This is a genomic window from Acerihabitans sp. (genome assembly GCF_036398755.1).
Classification (GTDB): Bacteria; Pseudomonadota; Gammaproteobacteria; order Enterobacterales; family Enterobacteriaceae; genus Acerihabitans.
This window is the reverse complement of the sequence record NZ_DASWOM010000128.1, coordinates 1-22,452: the sequence shown is the minus strand read 5'-3', so window position 1 is coordinate 22,452 and position 22,452 is coordinate 1. Positions and strand designations below refer to the sequence as shown.

Genomic DNA, 22,452 nt, shown 5'->3' with positions numbered 1-22,452 from the left:
CATGACCATGGAAATGGCCCTTGCCAAGGGGCGGGTACGCTTGCGTAATCCCTGGCATCTGCTGGCCACCGGATTCGGCAGCGGAATGTTTCCCTGGATGCCCGGCACCGCCGGTTCCCTGGCGGCCATTCCGCTGTGGTGCCTGATTATCCAGCTTCCCTGGCAGCTGTATTCACTGGTGGTGATGTTAAGCATCTGCCTGGGGGTTTATGCCTGCCATCAGACCGCACGGGATATGCGCGTACACGATCACGGCTGTCTGGTCTGGGATGAGTTTGTCGGCATGTGGATAACGCTGATGGCATTGCCGGTCAACGACTGGCGCTGGGTAGCGGCGGCTTTTTTGCTGTTTCGCGTGCTGGATATCTGGAAGCCCTGGCCGATCCGCTGGTTCGATCGGGAGGTACACGGCGGCATGGGGATTATGATTGACGATATCGTGGCCGGCATTATCGGCGCCGGCATGATCTATTTCGTCGGCCATCACTGGCCGCTGTTATGAAACCCCGCCCGCCCGGGGCGAGGCTTTGCTTACCGCCGCAGGTTTATTGGAAACCGACCGGATGGTGCGGAGCGTAGGCGGTCTCCAATTCGGCGATATCCTGCTCATCAAGGGTGATGTCCAGGGCGCCGGTCAGGTCGTCTAGCTGTTCGGCGCGCGACGCTCCCACGATGGGCGCGGTCACCGCCGGCTTGCTCAGTACCCACGCCAGGGCCACCTGGGCTCGCGAGACCCCCTTGTCGTCGGCAATGGCCGCCACGCGTTCGGCTATGCGGGCATCGGCGTCGGCGCTGTTATCATAAAGCGTCTTGCTGACCAGATCCGAGGCTTCCCGCGCGGTGGTTTCGCCCCAGGGGCGGGTCAGCCTGCCGCGCGCCAGCGGGCTCCACGGCAGCACCGCGATCCCTTCCGCCCGGCACAGGGGGTGCATTTCACGCTCCTCCTCGCGCTGGATCAGGTTGTACTGATCCTGCATGCTGACAAAGCGGGTCCAGCCATGCAAATCGGCGGTATACAAGGCGCGGGCAAATTGCCAGGCGTACATGGACGACGCGCCGATAAAACGCGCCTTGCCGGATTGCACCACGTCGTGCAGCGCCTCCAGCGTTTCCTCCAGCGGCGTATTGTAGTCCCAACGGTGGATTTGCAGCAGGTCAACATAGTCGGTGCCAAGGCGGGACAGGCTGTCGTCAATGGATTGCAGGATATTGGCGCGCGACAGGCCTTCCGACAGATTGCTCATGGGGAAATAGACCTTGGTGGCGAGAACGATGTCCTCGCGCCGGGCAAAGTCCTTTAACGCCCGTCCGACGATTTCCTCGCTGCTGCCGTCGGAATAGCTATTGGCGGTATCGAAAAAATTAATGCCCAGGTCAAGCGCCTGCTTGATCAGCGGCCGCGAGCTCTCCTCGGGCAGGGTCCAGGCATGCTTGCCGCGCGCGGGATCGCCAAAGGTCATACAACCCAGGCACAGGCGGGATATGCGAAGATCGGTCTTGCCAAGCGTGGTAAACTGCATGGTTATCTCCTGATGGCGGTGATGTTAATTTTTACATTATAGTCAGTTTGTTCTGGGCGGCGGGTCATTGCCGCCCGGCGCCCGGGCCGGCAAACCGGTTAATGCGGTTTTCCTTGACCCATTGCATGGAATATTACCTCTTCATTAAGGATGATTATGCGACTTAACCTCAACCCCTCACCACTATAAAAGCGTAAGCTATATTGAACACCGGGAAATCATGTCTAAATCTAACAAGTTAACCACCTTTATCCTGGCCTTTATGCTGCTGGGCATCGCCACGGGCGCCTTGGTGCATCAGTTCGCAAGCGTCGCGAACGCGCACGCCTATGCGGACAACGTTGCGTTGTTAACCGATATTTTCCTGCGCCTGATCAAGATGGTTATCGCGCCGCTGGTATTCACCACGCTGACGGTCGGCATCATGAGTATGGGCGATACCTCGGCCATCGGCGCCCTTGGCGGCAAAGCCTTTCTCTGGTTTATCTCATCCTCCGTGGTCTCCATCCTCTTGGGGCTGACGGTGGTCACCCTGATGCAGCCCGGCGCCGGTCTGAACCTGCAAATCCCCGTCCAGACGGTCGATACCGGCCTGGCCGCCAGCGGCATGTCGTTCAAGACCTTTATCGCCCACACCTTTCCCACCAGCATCGTCGATGCCATGGGGCATAACGAAATCCTGCAGATCGTGGTGTTTTCGCTGTTTTTCGGTATAGCAGGGGCTTCGCTGGGCGAAAAGTTCAATAAACCGCTGGCGGACGGCCTGAACGTGGTGTCCCACATCATGCTGAAGGTGACGGGGTATGTGATGTATATGGCGCCGCTCGCCATCTTCGCCGCCGTGTCGTCGGTTATCGCCAACGAAGGGCTGGGCATCCTGAAGAGCTACGCGTCGTTTATCGGCGGCTATTACCTGGCCATCGCGCTGTGCTGCGTGCTGATGATCGGTTTTTGTTACCTGGTGTTGAAATCCGCCACGTTCCGCCTGTTAAGCCTGCTGAAAGAACCGGTATTACTGGCGTTCACCACCAGCAGCTCCGAGGCCGCCTATCCTAAAACCCTTGAGCAGCTGCGGCGCTTCGGCTGTCCGAATAATATCGCCTCGTTTGTGCTGCCCCTGGGATATTCGTTTAACCTGGTGGGGTCGATGATTTACTGCTCGTTTGCCGCCATGTTTATCGCCCAGGCTTATAACATCCAGCTGACCGGCGCGCAAATCACCATGCTGATGCTGACGCTGATGCTGGCATCCAAAGGCATTGCCGGCGTGCCGCGTTCGGCGCTGGTGGTGTTGGCGGCCACGATCCCAAGCTTTAATATCCCGGTGGCGGGTATCTTGCTGCTGATGGGCATCGACCATGTTCTGGATATGGGGCGTTCAGGCATCAACGTGCTGGGCAACGGTATCGCCACCGCCATGCTGTCCCGTCCGGAAACGGAGCCTGAGGCGTCGGGCGAATGGCAGGAAAATCACTGAATAAATAGCCCGCCAGCACCGGGCTTACAATAGGCGTGTTAAAGGGTGAGCGTGCCAATGGGGTCGAAGCAGGCGTGGTTTTCCCGCCTGCCCGAGCGCCCCATGGCACGGTAGGCCCGCCAGCACCGAGCTTACCCAAGGCGCCGTGCCGAGGAGTCAAGCCAGCCAGCGCTCAATCCGGGCCTGGATCCCGGCGCTGTCCAGCCCGAGCGCGGCGCGCATTTCCTCCTGGCCGCCCTGGGGAATAAACCGATCGGGCAGGCCGATATTCAATACCGGCACCAGCAGCCGCTGGTGCATCAGGAATTCATTCACGCCGCTGCCGGCGCCGCCCATGACGGCGTTCTCCTCCAGCGTCACCAGCGCTTCATGGCTGGCGGCCAGTTCCTCGATAAGAGTTTCATCCAGCGGTTTGACGAAGCGCATGTCCACCAGGGTGGCGTTCAGCGCGTCGGCGACGATGCGCGCCTCGGCCAGCAGGGTGCCGAAATTGAGGATGGCGATTTTATCGCCCTGTCGGCGGATCACGCCTTTGCCGATGGCCAGCGGCGCCAGCGGCGAAAACGCCGCGCCGGTGCCGCTGCCGCGCGGATAACGCACCGCCGACGGTCCCTCTTGATAGTGATAGCCGGTATGCAGCATCAGCCGGCATTCGTTTTCATCGCTCGGCGTCATGATAACCATATGGGGCACGCAGCGCAGGAAGGATAAATCAAACGCGCCCTGATGGGTCGGTCCGTCGGCGCCGACGATGCCGCAGCGATCGATGGCGAACAATACCGGCAAACGCTGGATGGCCACGTCATGGATCAGTTGGTCGTAGGCGCGCTGCAAAAAAGTGGAGTAGATGGCCACCACCGGTTTGTAACCGCCGATGGCCAGGCCCGCGGCAAAGGTCACGGCGTGTTGTTCGGCAATGGCCACGTCGAAATACTGGCCCGGGTATTGGCGCGAAAAAGCCACCATGCCCGAGCCTTCGCGCATGGCGGGGGTGATCGCCATCAATTTATCGTCGGTGGCCGCCGTTTCGCACAGCCAATTGCCGAAAATCGCCGAATAGGTGGGCAGCCCGCCGGCGCTTTTGGGCAGGGTGCCGGCCGCGGGATCAAATTTCGGCACCGCATGCCAGCCGATGGGATCTTGTTCCGCCGGGGCGTAGCCCTTGCCCTTTTTGGTCATGATATGCAGGAACTGCGGGCCTTTCATGGCGCGCATGTTCTTCAGCGTATGGACCAACCCCAGCACGTCGTGTCCGTCAACCGGGCCGATATAGTTAAATCCCAGTTCCTCGAACAGCGTGCCCGGCACCACCATGCCCTTTATATGCTCCTCGGTGCGCTTGACCAGCTCCTTAATGGGCGGGATGCCGGACAGCACCCGCTTGCCGCCCTCGCGCAGGGTGGAATACAGCTTGCCCGAGAGGATCTGCGCCAGATGGTTGTTCAGCGCGCCGACGTTTTCGGAAATCGACATTTCGTTATCATTAAGGATCACCAGCAGATCCGACTTGATATCACCGGCATGGTTCATCGCCTCGAACGCCATGCCGGCGGTGATGGCCCCGTCGCCGATAACGCAGACGGTACGGCGCCCTTTGCCCTCATGTCCGGCGGCCACCGCCATGCCCAGGCCGGCGCTGATGGAGGTGGAGGAATGGCCGACCGACAGCACGTCATAATCGCTCTCGCCGCGCCAGGGAAAGGGATGCAAACCGTCTTTCTGGCGAATGGTGCCGATCTGGTCGCGGCGCCCGGTCAGGATTTTGTGCGGATAGGCCTGATGACCGACGTCCCACACCACATGGTCAAACGGGGTGTTGTAGACGTAATGCAGCGCGACGGTAAGTTCCACGGTACCCAGACCCGAGGCGAAATGGCCGCTTGAGCGGCTGACGCTGTCCAGCAGGAAGCGCCGGAGTTCATCGCAAAGCCTGACTAAACTCTCTTTCGGCAGCAGCCGCAGTTCGGCGGGAATTTCGGCTAACGCCAGCGTTGGGTACTTCGTCAGATCAATACTCATCGGATACTCATGTCAGAGAGGGAAAAAGACGCTTTTTTTTACTTATCGCGTTCAATGACAAACCGCGCCAGCGCGTTCAGGGCCGAGGTATCATACCCCAGGCTTTCGACCTGCATTAAGGCCGCTAATGAATCCTGGATCAGATCATCTGCCTTGGCGCGCGCGTTATCAAGCCCCAGCAGCGCCGGGTAGGTGCTTTTGCCCAGCTGTTGATCGGCCCCCTGGCGTTTGCCAAGCGTCGCGGTATCGCCCACGACGTCGAGAATATCGTCCTGCACCTGAAACGCCAGGCCGATGGCCGCGGCATAACGATCGAGAAAGGGCAGGGCCAGCCGTCCCGGTTCTCCGGCCGCCAGCGCGCCCATGGTCACCGCCGCGCGGATAAGCGCCCCGGTTTTATGGCGGTGAATGGTTTCGAGACCCGCCAGAGCGACCGGCGCCGCTTCCGCCGCCAGATCCAGCGCCTGTCCGAGGCACATGCCGGCCGCGCCGCTGGCCTGGGCCAGCGCCGAGATCATCGACAGGCGATCTTGCGCCGCCACCGACGGCATCGGCGCATCGGCCAGGATGGAAAACGCCAGGGCTTGCAGCGCGTCCCCGGCCAGGATGGCGGTGGTTTCGCCAAACTTGATATGGCAGGTCGGCTGGCCGCGCCGCAGGTCATCGTCGTCCATCGCCGGCAGGTCGTCATGTATCAGGGAGTAGGCATGGATGCACTCCACCGCCGCCGCCGGCGCGTCCAGATCCGCCAAAGGCAGGCCGAACAGCTGGCCGGTACGGTAAACCAGGAACGGGCGCAGGCGCTTGCCGCCCAATAACGCGCCGTGGCGCATGGCCTGGATCAGCGGCTCGCGGGAATCGAGGGCGGCGAAAAACCGGTCCAGCGCCCCGTCGACCCGCTGATGGCAGGCCTTAAGCTGCAGCGCGAACTCCATGATTTATTCCGCGTCCGGGGTAAAAGATGTCAGCGGCGCGTTGTTCTCGTCGCCAAGCAATATCTGCACCCGCTGCTCCGCCTGCTGCAGGGTCTGCTGGCCATGGCGCGCCAACTGCACGCCCTGCTCAAATGCGCTCAGCGCCTCTTCCAGCGGAAGTTCGCCTGACTCCAGGCGGGTGACAATCTGTTCCAATTCTTTCAGCGCAGTTTCAAAACTGGCGGGCTGTTCGGTTTTTTTCGGCATAACGATTTTTTTCACCAACGTAAAGGGCATGGTTTATGAAAACAGACAACGTTAGCCCAGAGTGCGATGATAAGCAAATTGGACTCAATGCCGCGGCGTAAAGTGATATACTGCGCGCCTCGGAGGCTAGGGATAATATCCAGGCGCGCTGTGCCGTATCACCCCTATCTTATTATATGACGTGTTCCGTTACGTTACCTTTTTCTTCTGATCATATAACGACTATCGCCATGAAGTTTATCATCAAACTGTTCCCGGAAATTACGATAAAGAGTCAATCGGTGCGATTGCGCTTTATTAAAATTCTCTCAAGCAATATCCGCAACGTCATGAAGCATTATGACGAATCCCTGGCGGTGGTACGTCATTGGGATCACATCATCGTACGCGCCAGGGACGAGAGCAAGCGCCAGGTTATCTGCGAGGCGCTGACCCGAATTCCGGGCATCCATCATATCCTGGCGGTGGAGGAACACACCTATACGGATATGCACGACATCTATGAGCAAACCCTGGCGCAATACCACGATCGCCTGGTGGATAAAACCTTTTGCGTACGCGTGAAACGCCGCGGCACCCATGAGTTTACCTCGCAGGATGTGGAACGCTACGTCGGCGGCGGGCTGAACCAGAACGTGGCGGGCACCCGCGTGCGGCTCAACCATCCCGAAGAAACCATCCATCTGGAAATCGAAGATGACCGCCTGCTGCTTGTCACCGCGCGCTACGAAGGCATCGGCGGATTCCCCATCGGCACCCAGGAAGACGTGCTGTCGCTGATTTCCGGCGGTTTTGATTCCGGTGTTTCCAGCTATATGCTGATGCGCCGCGGTTGCCGGGTGCATTATTGCTTCTTTAATCTCGGCGGCGCGGCGCATGAAATCGGCGTGCGCCAGGTGGCCCACCATCTGTGGAATCGCTACGGCAGTTCCCACCGGGTGCGCTTTATCGCCATTGATTTTGCCGCCGTGGTGGGTGAAATCCTGGAAAAAGTCGATGACGGCCAGATGGGCGTGGTGCTCAAGCGCATGATGGTGCGCGCGGCATCTGAAATGGCGGAGCGCTTCGGCATCCAGGCGCTGGTCACCGGTGAAGCCCTGGGGCAGGTCTCAAGCCAGACCCTCACCAATCTGCGCCTGATTGATAACGTCTCCGATACGCTGGTGCTGCGGCCGCTGATTTCCCATGATAAAGAACAGATCATCAATATGGCGCGCGCCATCGGCACCGAGGAATTCGCCAAAACCATGCCGGAGTACTGCGGCGTGATTTCCAAAAGCCCCACGGTCAAGGCGGTGAAGCACCGCATCGAGCAGGAAGAAGCGCAGTTTGACTTCAGCGTGCTGGAACGGGCGGTGGCGGAGGCGAGCAGCATTGATATCCGCGACATTATCGAGCAGACCCGCCAGGACGTGGTGGAAGTGGAAACCGCCGCCGACGTGGGCGGCAATGATATCGTGCTGGATATCCGCCCGGTGGACGAACAGGAAAGCCAGCCGCTGCTGATGGATAATATCGTGGTCCAGGCGCTGCCGTTTTATAAGCTCGGCGCCCAGTTCGGCGCCCTCGACCAGAGCAAGTCCTATCTCCTGTATTGCGACCGGGGCGTCATGAGCCGTCTACAGGCGCTGTACCTGCGCGAGCAGGGTTTTCACAACGTCAAGGTCTACCGCCCGTAGTCAAACTGTCCCGGCCCGATCGCCGGGGCGCGGCCGCCTTTCATGCCGCGGCGCCGGCCGGGCTAACGAGGCCGCGGTGCCGTTTGCCTCACTCCCAGTCGCCGGATATCCCATCGCCAAGGCGGCCATAATGGTCCTCTTTCTGTTTGATAAGCTCATACAGCCGCTGGTTTTCCGGTACGCTCAGGCCGTGGACCCGCGCCCGCCGCACCAGGTATCCATTGATATAGTCAATCTCGGTATGGCGCTGGGCGCGAATATCCTGCAGCATCGACGAGGTATTGCCCGCGGTGCTTTTGATGGTTTGCCCAACGTAAAACAGCAGGCTCTCATAAGAAGTATGGTAGCCCTCGCGATCCATGACCATCGCCACTTCTCGGCACAGCGCCTCGATTTGATCAATATAGTGTTCTATCTCGCCGTTACGGCATTCATACGCCGCCGTCAGCGGATTGATAACACAGTTGGCGGCCAGTTTCAGCCAGCAGGAGGCGGCGATATTGTTATGCCAGGCCACGTCCGGCAACGCTTCGTGCAACACCTCGGCCAGGTGGCTGATGGTTTGCCCATTGGGTGTAAGGGGACCGATACGGGTGGTGCCGTTATAGACATGGATAATGCTGCCGGTCTCGCTGCGATAAGCCGCGTGGGTGGTAATGCCCTGCAGCAGCGGCTGGGGCAGGGGAGGCAGTTCTTCGCGGGTGCCCAGGCCGTTATGCAGCAATAAAATGGCGCAGTCCGCTTTCAACTGGGGCAGCAGCGTGCGGATGGCGCCGGAAACCTGCCAGGCTTTCAGCGTCACCAGCAATAAACCGCTTTCGGCCAGCAGCGCGGCATTATTGGCGGGCAACTGATGCCGCACGTTCTCTCCCCGGGGCGTTACCACATCCACCGTACAAGACGTCTGAGGCACGCGCAGCCATCCCTGAACGTTATGCCCCTGGCTCACCAGACCGGCCAACCACAGCTGGCCGATGGCGCCACACCCGAGAACGGTAATATTCATGTTTTAACCTTTGCTGTGTATTAAGCCAACTTGCGTCTGCCCGCGCATCGATTGGTAATGATTATAGACATTTTCGCTGTCCGGGAAGCGCCGTTTATGGCCAATTAATTTTTGCCGCCGCCACGGACAGTATTTTGTATCTGGCAAACCAAGCAGGTATGATACGTGCCAAAGAATGGCAGCCGGAGACACATTATGCCCTCATTTGACATCGTTTCAGAAATAGATATGCAGGAAGTGCGCAACGCGGTTGAGAACGCCAGCCGTGAGCTGACGACCCGATGGGATTTTAGGAACGTTCCCGCGAGCTTTGAGCTGAATGAAAAAAACCAAAGCATCACCGCCACCAGCGAATCCGATTTCCAGGTGCAGCAACTGGTCGAGATCCTGCGTGAGAAGCTGGCCAAACGCGGCATTGAGGGCGGGGCGATAGAACTGCCCGACGAGATGGCGCGCAGCGGCAAAACCTACAGCGTCGAAGCCAAGCTCAAGCAAGGTATTGAATCCACCCTGGCCAAAAAACTGGTGAAACTGATTAAAGACAGCAAGCTCAAGGTGCAGGTGCAAATCCAGGGCGAGCAGGTGCGGGTCACCGGCAAATCCCGCGATGATTTGCAGGGCGCCATGGCGCTGGTCAAAGGCGGCGAACTGGGCCAGCCGTTTCAGTTTACGAATTTTCGCGATTAGGCGCAGAATTGAGGGCAGGGCGACTTGCTCTTTTTAATCAAAGAATTTAATAAGATAGGCGTCCGTTATTGAATATGCATGGGTGCAATTCCCCGCTTTGGCACATCAAAAAATGTCACCTGAATACTCTTTTTTTCATAATTGATGCTTGCCTACTGAAATAAATTCCTGAAGTTTTTTTTGGGCGGCCGCAGATAATGCTATAAAATTTTGAACCCTTTGCCCATACATATATGCCTGCATTTTCGACTAGCGCCTGGGATTTATTCACTTCAGTACCTGAAAGAGGTCATAATAAATTAGCTTTACGCCAAGCTTATCAACCGTTCGAGCTCTAATCGGCTGGTTTGCTTGGTATCAATTTTGATATAAGCGCTCCGTTCCTCCGGCACCACCACCACCTCGGTAACCCCAGGCTGCGCTTTAAGCCTTTCCGCCAGCGCGCTATCCTTAATTGCCAATGCCGACAAGGTAATTCTCAGGCTGCTGACATAAGGCGGTTCCCTAAGCGTCGTGCTAACAACCCACCAAAGCAGCGTTAACGCCGCGCCAAAGGTAAAGACCAGCCATGCCCCATGCCACTGATACAATAATCCTCCCAGGCTGCCGCCGGCCGCCACGCCGAGAAACTGGCTGGTGGAATAGACGCCCATGGCGGTGCCCTTGTAGCCCGCCGGCGCTTCTTTGCTGATGAGGGAAGGCAGGATGGCTTCCATCACGTTAAACGCCAGGAAAAAAATCTGGATGCCGGCAAATATCGTCCACAAATGTTCTCCCGCCGCCAACAGCACGATTTCCGCCAGCAGCAGCAGGGTGATGCAGATCATAAACACCCGCTTCATCCGCCGCTTCACCTCGGCGTAGATGATAAAAGGCACCACGGCGGCAAAGGATACCAGCATGGTAATAAGATAGACTTTCCAATGATCGGCGGGCGCCAGGCCGGCCTTGGCCATCATCGGCGGCAGGGCGACAAAGCTCGACATCAGCAGGGCGTGCAGGCAAAAAATGCCGATATTGAGTTTAAGGAGCTGGCCGTTGGCCAGCACCTTGCTAAAGCTGCCCCTGACGATGCCGGACTCGCGGTTAAGCACATGGCTATCCGCCGCCGGCACCACGGCGAGGGTAATGATTATGCCAGCCAGGGCCAGCAGGGCGATACCCCAAAACAGCGCATGCAGGCCCAGAGCATGAGTGATTATCGGCCCCAGCACCATGGCGATGGCAAAGGTGACGCCGAAGCTGACGCCGATAAAGGCCATGGCTTTGGTGCGGTTCTGCTCGCGGGTTAAATCGGACAGCAGCGCCATCACGGCGGCGGCGATGGCCCCCGATCCTTGCAATGCGCGTCCCAGTATCACCCCCCAGATCGAGTCGGTCAGGGCGGCGATAGCGCTGCCCAGGGCAAACACCAGCAGCCCGCCGATAATCAGCGGCTTGCGCCCGACCCGGTCGGAAATGAGGCCGAAAGGCACCTGGAATGCCGCCTGCGCCAGGCCATAGATGCCGATGGCCAGGCCAATCAGGGCTTCGCTGGCGCCCTGTAACGCCATGCCGTAAGTGGTCAGTACCGGCAGCACCATAAACATGCCCAACATGCGTAGCGAGAACACCGCGCCCAAACCCCAGGTGGCGCGCAGTTCGCCGCCGGTCATTTTGTTGTCGTTCATTACTACCTCAAGAGAGCTGCCCGCGATATTTTAATGCCATCGGCGCGCCGGGTAAACGGCGGGTATCTTAACAGATGTAACAGATCACCATCGCCAACTGACGATAACTTAGCAGGCAATGGCGGTGGGGAGGGGGAGGGAATGCCGGCGGGAACTAAGCGTGCCGGCATTGTATCAGCGCAAATAATTACCAGACATAGGACAACAGGCTGTTGCTGGCCGGGACCATAAAGTCCACGGACATCATCACGCTCAGCGAGGTGATCGCCACGATGGAAAAAATAAACAGCTTGCGCGCCCAGACTCTATCGTCGTTGGCCGATTTATACCCTTGCAGCGCCATGCCCAGCCACCAGACGCTGACCGCGGCCGCGACGATAAAATATTTATAGCCGGCGTAACCCCCCAGGGTCAGCATCAGTGTCGCCACCATAAACCCGATGATATACAGGGTAATATGGTTTTTGGTTACCGATATGCCGCGTTTTACCGGCAGCACCGGGATCGAGGCCGCCTGGTAGTCCTTGAAACGATAAATGGCAATGGCATAGGAATGCGGCATTTGCCACAGGCTGAAAATCAGCAGCAGTATCAGCGCCCCCATATCAAACCGGCCGCTGACGGCGCAGTAACCAATCACCGGCGGCGCCGCGCCGGACAGGCTGCCGATAAGGGTGCCGTAGACCGACCTGCGTTTCATATACAGGCTATAGACGCCCACATAAACGATAAACCCCGCCACCGCCAGCCACATGGCCAGCGGATTGGCCGCCACATACAGCAGCACAAAACCGGCGATACCCAGCACAGTCGCATAAACCAGGGTCACTTGCGGGGAGATAAGTCCTTTCACCAGAACCCGGTTCTTGGTCCTTTCCATTTTTTTATCAATGTCCCGGTCGATAAAGTTGTTGAATACACAACCCGAGGCGACCACCAGGGAAACACCGATTAAGGTGGCGAAAAACAAGGCATGGTCTATATGGCCTTTGGAGGCCAGCAAAAATCCGCCGATGACAGAAATTAAATTACCGAAAATAATTCCTGGTTTTGTTACTTGCAGGTATTGCTTAATCATCAGGATTACGCTCGGTTAATGGCTCATCAGGTTGTAGTTCAGGTGCAGCATAACCCATAGGGAACCGACAACCAGAATGGCGATGATGAGTACGGCGAAGACCAGCGCCACCACGTTCCACCGCTGCTCGGAGGAACGGTCCAGATGGAGGAAATAGACCAGGTGGACCAGGATCTGCACCACGGCGCACAGCGCCAGGACGGCAATCAGCGTGGTCTTGGTGGCCGAACCGTTCATCACCATGGCGAATGGAATGACGGTGAGGATAATCGACAGGACAAAACCTACCAGATAAGTCTTGAGGCTGCCGTGGCTGGCACCGCCGTGCCCGGTAGTTGCATGACTGCTCATTACAATGACCCCATTAAGTACACCACGGTAAATACGCAGATCCAGATAACATCCAGGAAATGCCAGAACAGGCTCAGACACATCAATCGGGTCTGGTTGACCGGCGTCAGGCCGCGTTTCGCCACCTGCACCATCATCACCGCCATCCAGATCAGGCCCGAGGTCACGTGCAGCCCGTGCGTCGCCACCAGGGTAAAGAAGCCGGAGAGGAAGGCGCTGCGATCCGGGCCGTTGCCTTCGGCAATCAGGTGATGGAATTCATACAGCTCCATGCCGATAAACGCCAGCCCGAACAGGAACGTCAGACCCAGCCAGGCGTTGACCCGGCTTTTGATGCCTTTGTTCATGGCCAGGATCGCCATGCCGTAGGTGATGCTGCTAAACAGCAGGCAGAAGGTTTCCACCAGGACAAACGGCAGTTCGAAAATGTCTTTACCCGTCGGACCGCCCGCGGTGCTGTTAACCAGTACGGCATAGGTGGCGAACAGCGTGGCGAATAAAATACAGTCGCTCATCAGGTAAATCCAGAAGCCGAAGACTTTAATCGCCCCGGCGTCATGGTGCCCATGCTCGGCATGGGCGGTTACGCTATCGTGATTATGCAGTATCTCAGTTGACATTATTCAGGCCCGCTTCGCTGATTTGTTCAAAATGACGGTTTTCTATGCGTTCCACTTCCGCGACCGGTACGTAGTAGTCCACGTCTTCCTTGAAGCTGTGCACAATCCAGGTAATGATCATGCCGGCGAAGCCGATAACCGCCAGCCACCAGATATGCCAGATCATGGCAAAACCGAAGAACAGGCTGAACGCCGCGATCACCACGCCCGCGCCGGTGTTCTTCGGCATATGGATAGGCTCGTAGCTCGTCGGTTTCTGGTAGGCGGTGCCGTCTTCCTTCATTTGCCAGAAGGCGTCGCGATGATTATTCACCTCGGGCACCACGGCAAAATTATAAAACGGCGGCGGCGAGGAGGTAGACCATTCCAGGGTGCGTCCGCCCCAGGGATCGCCGGTCAGGTCGCGATTCTGATCGCGCTGGATAACGCTCAACACGATCTGGATCACCTGGCACAGGATGCCGAGCGCGATTAACGCCGCGCCGCCGGCGGCCACCAGAAGCATCGCATGGAACTGCGGGTCAATCTGCTGGCTCAGGCGACGGGTCATGCCCATGAAACCCAGAACGTACAGCGGCATGAAGGCGACGTAGAATCCGATAATCCAGAACCAGAACGCGCGCTTGCCCCATTTTTCATTCAGGGTATAACCGAAGGCTTTCGGCCACCAATAGGTCATGCCGGCAAAACACCCGAACACCACGCCGCCGATGATGACGTTATGGAAGTGGGCAATCAGGAACAGGCTGTTGTGCAGCACAAAGTCGGCGCCCGGCACCGCCAGCAGCACCCCGGTCATCCCGCCGATGGAGAAGGTGATGATAAAACCGACGGTCCAAAGCATGGCCGAGTTAAAGACGATGCGGCCCTGGTACATGGTGAACAGCCAGTTAAAGATTTTCACCCCGGTCGGAATGGCGATAATCATCGTCATGATGCCGAAGAAGGCGTTGACATTGGCACCCGAACCCATGGTAAAGAAATGATGCAGCCACACGCAGAACGACAGGATGGTAATGGCGATGGTGGCCCACACCAGGGACGTATAGCCGAACAGCCGCTTCTTGGAAAAGGTGGCCACCACTTCCGAGTAGACGCCGAACACCGGCAGCACCAATATATAGACTTCCGGATGGCCCCATGCCCAAAACAGGTTGACATACATCATCATGTTGCCCCCCATGTCGTTGGTAAAGAAATGGGTACCGATATAGCGATCCAGGGTCAGCAGGACCACGGTCACGGTCAGGATCGGGAAGGCGGCGATAATCAGCACGTTGGTGCACAATGAAGCCCAGGTGAAGACCGGCATTTTCATCAGGGGCATATTCGGCGCGCGCATGCGCATGATGGTGGCGAAGAAGTTGACCCCGGTAAGCGTTGTGCCGATACCGGCTATCTGGATGCTCCAGATCCAGTAATCAACCCCGACGCCGGGACTGTACTCCTTGCCGGCCAGCGGCGGGTAGGCGACCCAACCGGTCTGGGCGAATTCGCCCACGCCCAGCGAGACGTTAATCAAAATCACCCCCACCACGAAGAACCAGAAGCTCAGCGAGTTCAGGAACGGGAAGGCGACGTCGCGCGCGCCGATTTGCAGCGGCACCGCCAGGTTCATCAGCCCGACCACGAACGGGGTGGCCATGAAGATGATCATGATGACGCCGTGGGCGGTCACCACCTGGTCGTAATGGTGCGGAGGCAGGAAACCGGCCTCGCCGGCCGAGGCCAGCGCCTGCTGCGAACGCATCATGATGGCGTCGGCGAAGCCGCGCAACAGCATGACGAACGCCACAATCATATACATGACGCCGATTTTTTTATGATCGACGGTGGTAAACCACTCTTTCCAGAGATATTCCCATTTGCCGAAATACGTAATGCCCGCCACCAGCGCCGCGCCGATAACAATAATGGCGGCGATGGTGATCATAATGATCGGTTCGTGGTACGGAACCGAGTCCAGCGTTAATTTTCCCAACATCGTAGTTATTCCTCGGTTCCCGCGTGAGAGTGCTCACTCATGCTCATGTCCATGCCCTTGTCCTGGGTCATGTCCATGCTCTTGCCCTTGCCCATGAATTTATCAATCACCGCATGGTACAGGTCAGGCTTGACGCTGGAGAAATACTCAACCGGATTGAATTCGCTGGGCGCGGCCAGCTGCTCGTAGGCATCCATGGTGGTGAGCGTTTCCGGCGAGGCTTTAACTTTTGCCACCCAATCGTTGAATCCCTGCTGGTCCGGCGTGGCGATGGCTTTGAATTTCATGCCGGAAAACCCTCTGCCGCTGAAGTTCGACGAAATGCCGTCATAAGAGCCGGTCTCGTTGGCGATCAGGTGCAGGGTGGCGTTCATTCCGGCCATAGCGTAGATCTGGCCGCCCAGGCGCGGGATGAAGAACGAGTTCATGACCGAGTTGGACGTGATTTCAAACCTGACCGGGACATTGGTGGGGAAGGCTATCTGATTGACCGTGGCGATGCCCTGCTCAGGGTAGATGAACAACCACTTCCAGTCCATGGCCACCACCTGGATGGTGATAGGCTTGGCATCGGATGCAATCGGCTTGCTGGGATCAAGCGCATGGGTTGATTTCCAGGTAAGCAGCGCCAGGAAAATAATGATCAGGATTGGAACAGTCCAGACCACCAGTTCCACTTTATTGGAGTGGGACCAGTTGGGGCTGTACGTCGCCTGGGTGTTGGATGCGCGATATTTTATGGCAAAAACCACTGCCATGACGATTGCAGGTACAACCACTAATAACATCAGCCCAAGTGCGGTGAGTATGAGTGAACGTTGCTCCAGTCCAATCTGTCCTTTGGGATTCATTAACGCCATATCGCAGCCGCTCAGCAGGGCGGATGCGCAAATCAATGACAGAATCCCTAAACTTTTATTGTATTTCCTGAGTCTCATCTAACGACCTCAATAAAAAAAAGGGCTTTAATGTCGTTTCTTGTGTGTGGGCATTTTACGGGAAGGTTGCAGTACTGTAAACACGCTTAAGCTTTTGTCAGAAACATGTTTCCGCATTTTGCAAACGGAATCTTCGACATCTGAAATTATAACAAAACATGAATATCCACAAAGGCTTAGAGAAAAATTGTCGAAATGGCTGCATTATTGGCGTCGAAACGAATAACGCCGTGCTTTTCGTATCATTGCATTAACACGGCGGCAGCATTTTTGGACAAATAAACCACAAACCGGCAAATACGACCGCTGGAAAATAGTAGAGGGACTGAATTGTCACCTTGCTGGCATAAAAAAATATCGTATTCCGATACAAAAAATAATCCTCTTCACGCCCCGGCGATTTTTAGCACATTATTGCGCCGGCAAAAGAGCGGTTATTTTTTAACCGCCCCTAGGCCCGTTTTTGCGCGCCGCATGGATAAAAAATCAAACCAGCATCCGCTTAGTATACCCAAAGTCAGCAATATCGCCCCCGATTGCCATAAAAAAGGGGTGATCGGCGTGAGCGCCAGCCACGCCAGGGCTTGCAACGCCATCAGCATCAGGCCCAGGGCCAATAACCCCGCGCCCAGCATCAGCAGGCGCAGCGCCCAGCGATAGGCGCCGGCAAAATTCTCGCGCCGCAGGAAGCCGTCGGTTTGCTGGGTAAATTGCAGGGTTTCGCGGCATAACAGCAGCAGAAGCAGGCCGGGGCCGGCGGCGAAGATGGAAAAAACATAGAACCAGGCCCAGCCGTGCAGCTCGACGAACCAGCCGGCAATGGGGCCGACGTAAACCCTTCCCACCGCCGACAGCGCCGACAGCAGGGCAAACTGGGTGGCGGAAAAGGATTTGTTGCATAGGGTCATCAGTAGCGCCACGAATGCCGCGGTCCCCATGCCGCCGCACAGGTTTTCGACAAAAATGGCCGCTCCCATGGTCAGGAGATGTTTGTCCGTTACCGCCAGCAGCCAGTAACCGGCGTTGGAAACCGCCTGTAGCAGGCCGAACAGCATCAGGGCGCGAAACAGCGACAGGCGCTGCATCAACAGGCCGCCCGCCAGCGTGCCGACGATGGTTGCCAGCAGACCGAGGGTTTTGTTGACCACGCCCACCTCCCCGGCGGCAAAACCGACGCCGCGAATAAGGAATGTGGTGCTGAGGCTGCCGGCAAAGGCGTCGCCAAGCTTATAAAGGACAATCAGCATCAGGATGAGCCACGCGTTGTTGCGGCCAAAAAAATCCTTTAGCGGCGCCATCACCGCCTGTTCCAGGGATCGCGGCGCGGGAATCGCATCGTCCGGTTCCGGCGCCAACAGGGCTACCACCATGCCAACCAGCATCAGTCCGGCCATCAGCCAGTAAGTGGCCTGCCAGCCCAGCAGCCGATCCGCCAGCCACAGGGCCAGGCCGCCGGATACCAGCATGCCGATGCGATAGCCCAGCACCGATACCGCCGCGCCGGTGCCGCGATCCTGCGGCGCCAGAAGATCGGTCTTATAGGCATCGAACACGATATCCTGCGAGGCGGAGCAAAATGCCACCCATACCGCCAGCAGAGCCATCAGCATCAGGTCCCGCGACGGGTCCCTCGTGCCCATGGCGATAAGCCCGGCCATCAGCAACAGCTGGGTTATCACCAGCCAGCCGCGCCGCCGGCCCAGCAGCGGCGGGGTGTACCTGTCCATCAGCGGTGACCAGAGAAACTTGAAAACGTAGGCCTGACCCACCAGGGAAAAAAAACCGATGGTCTTAAGATCGACATTGGCTACCGTCATCCAGGCCTGAAGCGTGCCGGAGGTCAGCGCGAGCGGCAGGCCGGAGGCGAAGCCCAGGCACAGTAACATCAGGGATCGCGGCTGGGCGAGCGTGGCAAGGCTGAGCTGGTGATTAGGCATGGGCGGCTTTCTGCTGTCTCTATGGCGGTGCGCGACCTGCGACTGCCCGCCCGAAGGCGGGCAGGAAACGTAAAAATTACTGGCCGTTTTGCTTGATAAACGTCGTGATGCTGGCGTCCTGCGCCATATCGCTGATGACGTCTCCCAACACGCTGTTGACCGCATTGGTTATTTTTTGGTTGCTGGCGACAAACGCGCCCTGGACATTGTAGGTCGACTGATAATGTTTTATCTGTTTATTGCCGTTTTTAGCCTGGGCGATAATAGAAATATCCGCGCTGGTGGTGATGTTATAGCGCACATTGCCCTGGGACACATCGGCGTAGAGTTTGTTGACGATGATCTGCAGGTCGACGCCGCCGTTCGGTCCAACCATATAGCCGCGGGCGGTCATTTGTTTTTCCAGTACTTCCTGCAGCAGGAAGCGCAGGTCGCGCGAGGGCGTGAGCACGACCAGCTCGCCGTCGCGGTTAACCTTGGCCAGCGCCTGGTCGGTACGCTGATCGGCGCCGTTAACGCTGACGGTGGCGCCGCGGATCATCGGATCCTGCTGCGGCAATTCGATTTTAGGCGTGATGTCCAGGGTGTTGCTCTTACCGGCGCAGCCGGCAAGCAGTAGCGCGGCCAATAAGGGGAAAAATAATTTTTTAAGCATAATCGCCTTCTCAATCATTAAGATGCACTGGGGGTGAGATAAATTGGTCACATCATAACATTGCCGCTCGCCGGGGGAAGATCTGAATCGCGCTAAATTGTGTAATGCCCCGATTCCCATAGCCTGTCCGCGGACGGCACAAAAAGTTTCTTTAACCGTTTCGTAACTTCATATATTGTTAAAGCAAGCTGATGTATCGGCTTTTTAAGACAAATAATTATGATAATAGTGCTATGGGTTAATAAAAAGTCGGCTAAAGTTTATTGATGATGCGGGATACGCGGCCTACGCGGTAAGGAGATTAAAATGTTTCGCGAGCAGATTGAAGCAAAAATAAGGGCGGCGTTTGATCCTGTCTATCTGGAAGTCGCGGATGAGAGCTACCGGCATAACGTTCCTGCGGGCGCGGAAAGCCATTTTAAGGTGATCGTGGTGAGCGAGAGTTTCAGCGGCGAGCGCATATTGACCCGGCACCGTTCACTTTATGCCGTGCTGGCGGAAGAACTGGCCGGGCCGGTTCATGCGCTCGCGCTGCATGCCTATACCCTTAAAGAGTGGACCAGCCTGCAGAACGCGGTTCCCGCGTCGCCGCCGTGCCGCGGCGCCAGGCTTATCGCCTGACCGGTTAACCCCTCATCAAAACCCGGCAATGGGCGGGCTACCCCGACATGGGGCGCCCGGTCGGGCCGCCATACCACGCCTTAATCCACTTCATAGCTCCCCTTTACCTCGAACACGCCGGGGGGACCAATCGGGTGTTGGCGCGATCTCCCTGGAACACGCCGGGGTCCAAGCCGGCGTTGGCGGGCGCCGGCGCTGTTTTTGTGTTTTTTGTGCGCCATGGCGCTCTGTATGCGGCAATTTTCGCGCTGTTCTCGACTCATAAACTCTATGCCGCTATAATGCCGCGTCTTATATTTCCGGAATGTATTCGGGATGCTTCTGACGACGACGGGGAACAGGTATCTGTTCACTCAGATCTCCCGGTTCTCAGAGGCCATTTTCACGTCAGTGGACCTGGATGACCGCTTCTTTGAAAACGGCTTCTGGCGTTGACCGAGCACTGTGATTTTTTGAGGTAACAAGATGCAAGTTTCTGTTGAGACCACTGAAGGCCTGGGGCGTCGTGTAACAATTACCGTTGCCGCCGACAGCATAGAACAAGCGGTAAAAAGCGAATTGGCGAATGTCGCCAAGAAAGTACGCATCGACGGTTTCCGCAAAGGGAAAGTCCCTATGAACATCGTTGCGCAGCGTTATGGCATGTCGGTACGCCAGGACGTGCTGGGCGATGTTATGCAGCGCAACTTCGTCGATGCCATTATCCAGGAAAAGATTAATCCGGTCGGCGCGCCCAACTACATACCCGGCGAATACAAAGCCGGCGAAGATTTCACTTTCCACGTAGAGTTCGAAGTCTATCCGGAAGTGGAGTTGAAAGGCCTGGACGCCATCGAAGTCGAAAAACCCATTGTGGAAGTTAACGACGCCGACGTCGACCAAATGCTGGAAACCCTGCGTAAACAGCAGGCTGACTGGAAAGAAAGCGATGCCGTCGCGACAGCGGAAGATCGCGTCACCGTTGATTTTTCCGGCACCATCGACGGTGAGGAATTTGACGGCGGCAAGGCCAGCGATTTTGTTCTGGCAATGGGCCAGGGCCGCATGATCCCGGGCTTTGAAGAGGGCGTTGTCGGTCATAAGGCCGGCGAATCTTTTGATATCGATGTCAATTTCCCGGAAGATTACCACGCGGAAAATCTGAAAGGCAAAGCGGCCAAGTTCGCGATAACACTGAAGAAAGTCGAAGTGCGCGAACTGCCGGAGCTGACCGAGGAGTTTATCAAGCGTTTCGGTGTGCCCGACGGCTCCATCGCGGGTCTGCGCGCGGAAGTACGCAAGAATATGGAACGCGAACTGAAAAACGCCGTGCGCAACCGGGTGAAGAACCAGGTCATCGACGGCCTGATCAGCGCTAATGAAATCGACGTGCCGGCCAAACTTATCGATGGCGAAATCGACGTGCTGCGTCGCCAGGCGGCACAGCGGTTCGGCGGCAATGAAAAGCAGGCGCTTGAGCTGCCGCGCGAATTGTTTGAGGAACAGGCGAAACGCCGCGTGCGCGTTGGCTTGCTGTTGGGCGAGGTTATCCAGACCAACGAGCTGAAGGCGGACGATTCACGGGTTAAAACCCTGATCGAGGAAATGGCCTCGGCGTACGAAGATCCGCGCGAAGTGATTGAATATTATTCGAAAAATCAAGAAATGATGAATAATATGCGTAATGTTGCTTTGGAAGAACAAGCGGTTGAGGCTCTGCTGGCCAACGCCAAGGTGGTGGATAAACCCACCACGTTCACCGAACTGATGAATCAGCCCACCGCGGCCTGATAAACGGCCGGCCGGGCTTGCCCCGGGCCGTGCGGTGTGTTTATCATTAAAAGCCCGTCATCATCCGATGGCGGGCTTTTTGTTGGTTTGTGCTTCCCGATGCCGGCGTTAAGTAATTAACGCTATATTTAACGGCTGCGCGATGCTAAAAGTGGGGCGGCAGAGCGCGGCGCCCCAGGACATGGACGAAAACCGTTAAAGAAAACGCGGCGGGCGCTTGAAAAGGGACGTTTGACCCCCCAACTAGCTATATAGATGGGATTATAAAGCCCAGACAATGATACGTCCCTGGCTGATTACATCTGTCCGAACACCAAGGCGACCCGACGGCTTGAGCATGGCTTCCAATCTTCATCTCAAGTAGAATCGGAAAATATAAAGACGCCGAGCGAATTTTATCTAGGAGACGATAATGTCATACAGTGGCGAAACAGAACAATATGCACCCCATATGGCATTGGTGCCGATGGTTGTTGAGCAGACTTCACGCGGAGAGCGTTCTTACGATATCTTTTCCCGCCTGCTGAAAGAGCGCATTATTTTCATGACCGGCCAGGTTGAAGATCATATGGCCAATCTGATCGTGGCGCAGATGCTGTTCCTGGAAGCGGAAAACCCGGAAAAAGATATTTATCTTTATATCAATTCACCGGGCGGCGTCATTACCGCCGGTATGTCGATTTATGACACCATGCAATTCATCAAACCCGACGTCAGTACGTTCTGTATGGGGCAGGCCGCTTCCATGGGCGCGTTTTTGCTGACCGCAGGCGCCAAGGGCAAACGTTTCTGCATGCCGAACTCGCGGGTGATGATCCATCAGCCGTTGGGCGGTTTCCAGGGCCAGGCGACGGATATAGAGATTCATGCCAGGGAGATCCTCAAGGTCAAGGCGCGCATGAACGAGCTGATGGCCAAACATACGGGACGCTCCCTTGAATCGATAGAAAAAGATACGGAACGGGATCGTTTCCTCTCGGCCGAAGAGGCGGTAGACTACGGTTTAGTGGATTCCATATTAAGTAAACGCGATTTGACGGCGTAAATCTGGATACCGATAGACTATAGTTACAGTATTGAGTCATTCGAGTAGACTAACACCACTCAAACGCCGGTTTTACGTTAAGCAGTCGCGTTGCCGCCGTGGTTGGCCTGCGGGACAAAGACTAGAGAAAGAGGTTTACTGATGACAGATAAGCGCAAAGACGGTTCAGGAAAGCTGCTGTATTGCTCTTTCTGCGGTAAAAGCCAGCATGAGG

General features: G+C 56.9%; 21 protein-coding genes. 8 read left to right on the top strand and 13 right to left on the bottom strand.

Annotated features, from left to right (window positions below; genetic code table 11):
* The first annotated feature begins 13 nt into the window (after positions 1 to 13).
* Positions 14 to 502 carry a phosphatidylglycerophosphatase A gene (pgpA, locus tag VGC33_RS20965; RefSeq protein WP_331122733.1) on the top strand — a complete coding sequence of 163 codons (489 nt, stop codon included), beginning with the start codon at positions 14 to 16 and terminating at the stop codon, positions 500 to 502.
* Positions 503 to 545: 43 nt separating this feature from the next.
* On the opposite strand, the gene VGC33_RS20960 is transcribed toward pgpA, so the two are convergent.
* Positions 546 to 1,520 (bottom strand): aldo/keto reductase, encoded by a 975-nt coding sequence (locus VGC33_RS20960; RefSeq protein ID WP_331122710.1) that lies wholly within the window; start codon positions 1,518 to 1,520, stop codon positions 546 to 548.
* A gap of 220 nt (positions 1,521 to 1,740) precedes the next feature.
* On the opposite strand from VGC33_RS20960, the gene VGC33_RS20955 reads away from it, so the two are divergent.
* Positions 1,741 to 2,997 (top strand): dicarboxylate/amino acid:cation symporter, encoded by a 1,257-nt coding sequence (locus tag VGC33_RS20955; protein WP_331122709.1) that lies wholly within the window; start codon positions 1,741 to 1,743, stop codon positions 2,995 to 2,997.
* A 156-nt stretch (positions 2,998 to 3,153) separates the two neighbouring features.
* Here the strand turns inward: VGC33_RS20955 and dxs are convergent, their stop codons facing one another.
* Genes dxs through xseB form a run of 3 tightly spaced genes read right to left on the bottom strand, consistent with a single transcriptional unit; the run spans position 3,154 to position 6,197 of the window.
* Positions 3,154 to 5,016, bottom strand: coding sequence for a 1-deoxy-D-xylulose-5-phosphate synthase (gene dxs, locus VGC33_RS20950; RefSeq protein WP_331122708.1), 1,863 nt, complete (start codon positions 5,014 to 5,016; stop codon positions 3,154 to 3,156).
* Between the two features lie 38 nt (positions 5,017 to 5,054).
* Entirely contained in the window at positions 5,055 to 5,951 is an 897-nt protein-coding gene (gene ispA / locus VGC33_RS20945) for a (2E,6E)-farnesyl diphosphate synthase (protein ID WP_331122707.1), read from the bottom strand.
* Positions 5,952 to 5,954: 3 nt separating this feature from the next.
* Positions 5,955 to 6,197 (bottom strand): exodeoxyribonuclease VII small subunit, encoded by a 243-nt coding sequence (xseB, locus tag VGC33_RS20940; protein ID WP_331122706.1) that lies wholly within the window; start codon positions 6,195 to 6,197, stop codon positions 5,955 to 5,957.
* A 230-nt stretch (positions 6,198 to 6,427) separates the two neighbouring features.
* Here xseB and thiI point away from each other — a divergent pair, with 230 nt between their 5' ends.
* Positions 6,428 to 7,876 (top strand): tRNA uracil 4-sulfurtransferase ThiI, encoded by a 1,449-nt coding sequence (thiI, locus tag VGC33_RS20935; protein ID WP_331122705.1) that lies wholly within the window; start codon positions 6,428 to 6,430, stop codon positions 7,874 to 7,876.
* 88 nt (positions 7,877 to 7,964) lie between these two features.
* On the opposite strand, the gene panE is transcribed toward thiI, so the two are convergent.
* Positions 7,965 to 8,882 (bottom strand): 2-dehydropantoate 2-reductase, encoded by a 918-nt coding sequence (gene panE, locus VGC33_RS20930; protein WP_331122704.1) that lies wholly within the window; start codon positions 8,880 to 8,882, stop codon positions 7,965 to 7,967.
* 195 nt (positions 8,883 to 9,077) lie between these two features.
* Between panE and VGC33_RS20925 the strand changes: the two genes are divergently transcribed.
* On the top strand, positions 9,078 to 9,569 hold the full coding sequence (locus VGC33_RS20925) for a YajQ family cyclic di-GMP-binding protein (protein ID WP_331122703.1): 492 nt from the start codon (positions 9,078 to 9,080) through the stop codon (positions 9,567 to 9,569).
* Positions 9,570 to 9,874: 305 nt separating this feature from the next.
* On the opposite strand, the gene VGC33_RS20920 is transcribed toward VGC33_RS20925, so the two are convergent.
* The 8 genes from VGC33_RS20920 to VGC33_RS20885 form a co-directional block, all read right to left on the bottom strand.
* Positions 9,875 to 11,239 (bottom strand): MFS transporter, encoded by a 1,365-nt coding sequence (locus VGC33_RS20920; RefSeq protein WP_331122702.1) that lies wholly within the window; start codon positions 11,237 to 11,239, stop codon positions 9,875 to 9,877.
* A 187-nt stretch (positions 11,240 to 11,426) separates the two neighbouring features.
* Positions 11,427 to 12,317 (bottom strand): heme o synthase, encoded by an 891-nt coding sequence (gene cyoE / locus VGC33_RS20915; protein ID WP_331122701.1) that lies wholly within the window; start codon positions 12,315 to 12,317, stop codon positions 11,427 to 11,429.
* Positions 12,318 to 12,332: 15 nt separating this feature from the next.
* Positions 12,333 to 12,668 carry a cytochrome o ubiquinol oxidase subunit IV gene (locus VGC33_RS20910; protein ID WP_331122700.1) on the bottom strand — a complete coding sequence of 112 codons (336 nt, stop codon included), beginning with the start codon at positions 12,666 to 12,668 and terminating at the stop codon, positions 12,333 to 12,335.
* The gene (locus VGC33_RS20905) at positions 12,668 to 13,288 is read right to left on the bottom strand and encodes a cytochrome o ubiquinol oxidase subunit III (protein WP_331122699.1); all 621 of its coding nucleotides are present in this window, start codon (positions 13,286 to 13,288) and stop codon (positions 12,668 to 12,670) included. The genes VGC33_RS20910 and VGC33_RS20905 overlap by 1 nt, the downstream gene beginning before the upstream one ends.
* Positions 13,278 to 15,272 carry a cytochrome o ubiquinol oxidase subunit I gene (gene cyoB / locus VGC33_RS20900; protein WP_331122698.1) on the bottom strand — a complete coding sequence of 665 codons (1,995 nt, stop codon included), beginning with the start codon at positions 15,270 to 15,272 and terminating at the stop codon, positions 13,278 to 13,280. The genes VGC33_RS20905 and cyoB overlap by 11 nt, the downstream gene beginning before the upstream one ends.
* Before the next feature lie 5 nt (positions 15,273 to 15,277).
* A complete protein-coding gene (gene cyoA / locus VGC33_RS20895; protein ID WP_331122697.1) occupies positions 15,278 to 16,210 on the bottom strand; it encodes a cytochrome o ubiquinol oxidase subunit II in 933 nt (310 codons plus the stop codon).
* A 434-nt stretch (positions 16,211 to 16,644) separates the two neighbouring features.
* The gene (gene ampG / locus VGC33_RS20890; RefSeq protein WP_331122696.1) at positions 16,645 to 18,147 is read right to left on the bottom strand and encodes a muropeptide MFS transporter AmpG; all 1,503 of its coding nucleotides are present in this window, start codon (positions 18,145 to 18,147) and stop codon (positions 16,645 to 16,647) included.
* A 76-nt stretch (positions 18,148 to 18,223) separates the two neighbouring features.
* Complete coding sequence (locus VGC33_RS20885) at positions 18,224 to 18,802, bottom strand: lipoprotein (RefSeq protein ID WP_331122695.1); 579 nt, start codon at positions 18,800 to 18,802, stop codon at positions 18,224 to 18,226.
* A gap of 306 nt (positions 18,803 to 19,108) precedes the next feature.
* On the opposite strand from VGC33_RS20885, the gene bolA reads away from it, so the two are divergent.
* From bolA to VGC33_RS20865, 4 genes are all read left to right on the top strand, one after another.
* Positions 19,109 to 19,423 (top strand): transcriptional regulator BolA, encoded by a 315-nt coding sequence (bolA, locus tag VGC33_RS20880; RefSeq protein ID WP_331122694.1) that lies wholly within the window; start codon positions 19,109 to 19,111, stop codon positions 19,421 to 19,423.
* Between the two features lie 465 nt (positions 19,424 to 19,888).
* On the top strand, positions 19,889 to 21,193 hold the full coding sequence (gene tig / locus VGC33_RS20875; protein WP_331122693.1) for a trigger factor: 1,305 nt from the start codon (positions 19,889 to 19,891) through the stop codon (positions 21,191 to 21,193).
* 412 nt (positions 21,194 to 21,605) lie between these two features.
* Positions 21,606 to 22,238, top strand: a complete 633-nt coding sequence (gene clpP / locus VGC33_RS20870) for an ATP-dependent Clp endopeptidase proteolytic subunit ClpP (RefSeq protein WP_331122692.1) — start codon at positions 21,606 to 21,608, stop codon at positions 22,236 to 22,238.
* Positions 22,239 to 22,379: 141 nt separating this feature from the next.
* Positions 22,380 to 22,452 (top strand): hypothetical protein (locus tag VGC33_RS20865; protein ID WP_331122732.1); only part of this gene is annotated, 73 nt, incomplete at its 3' end.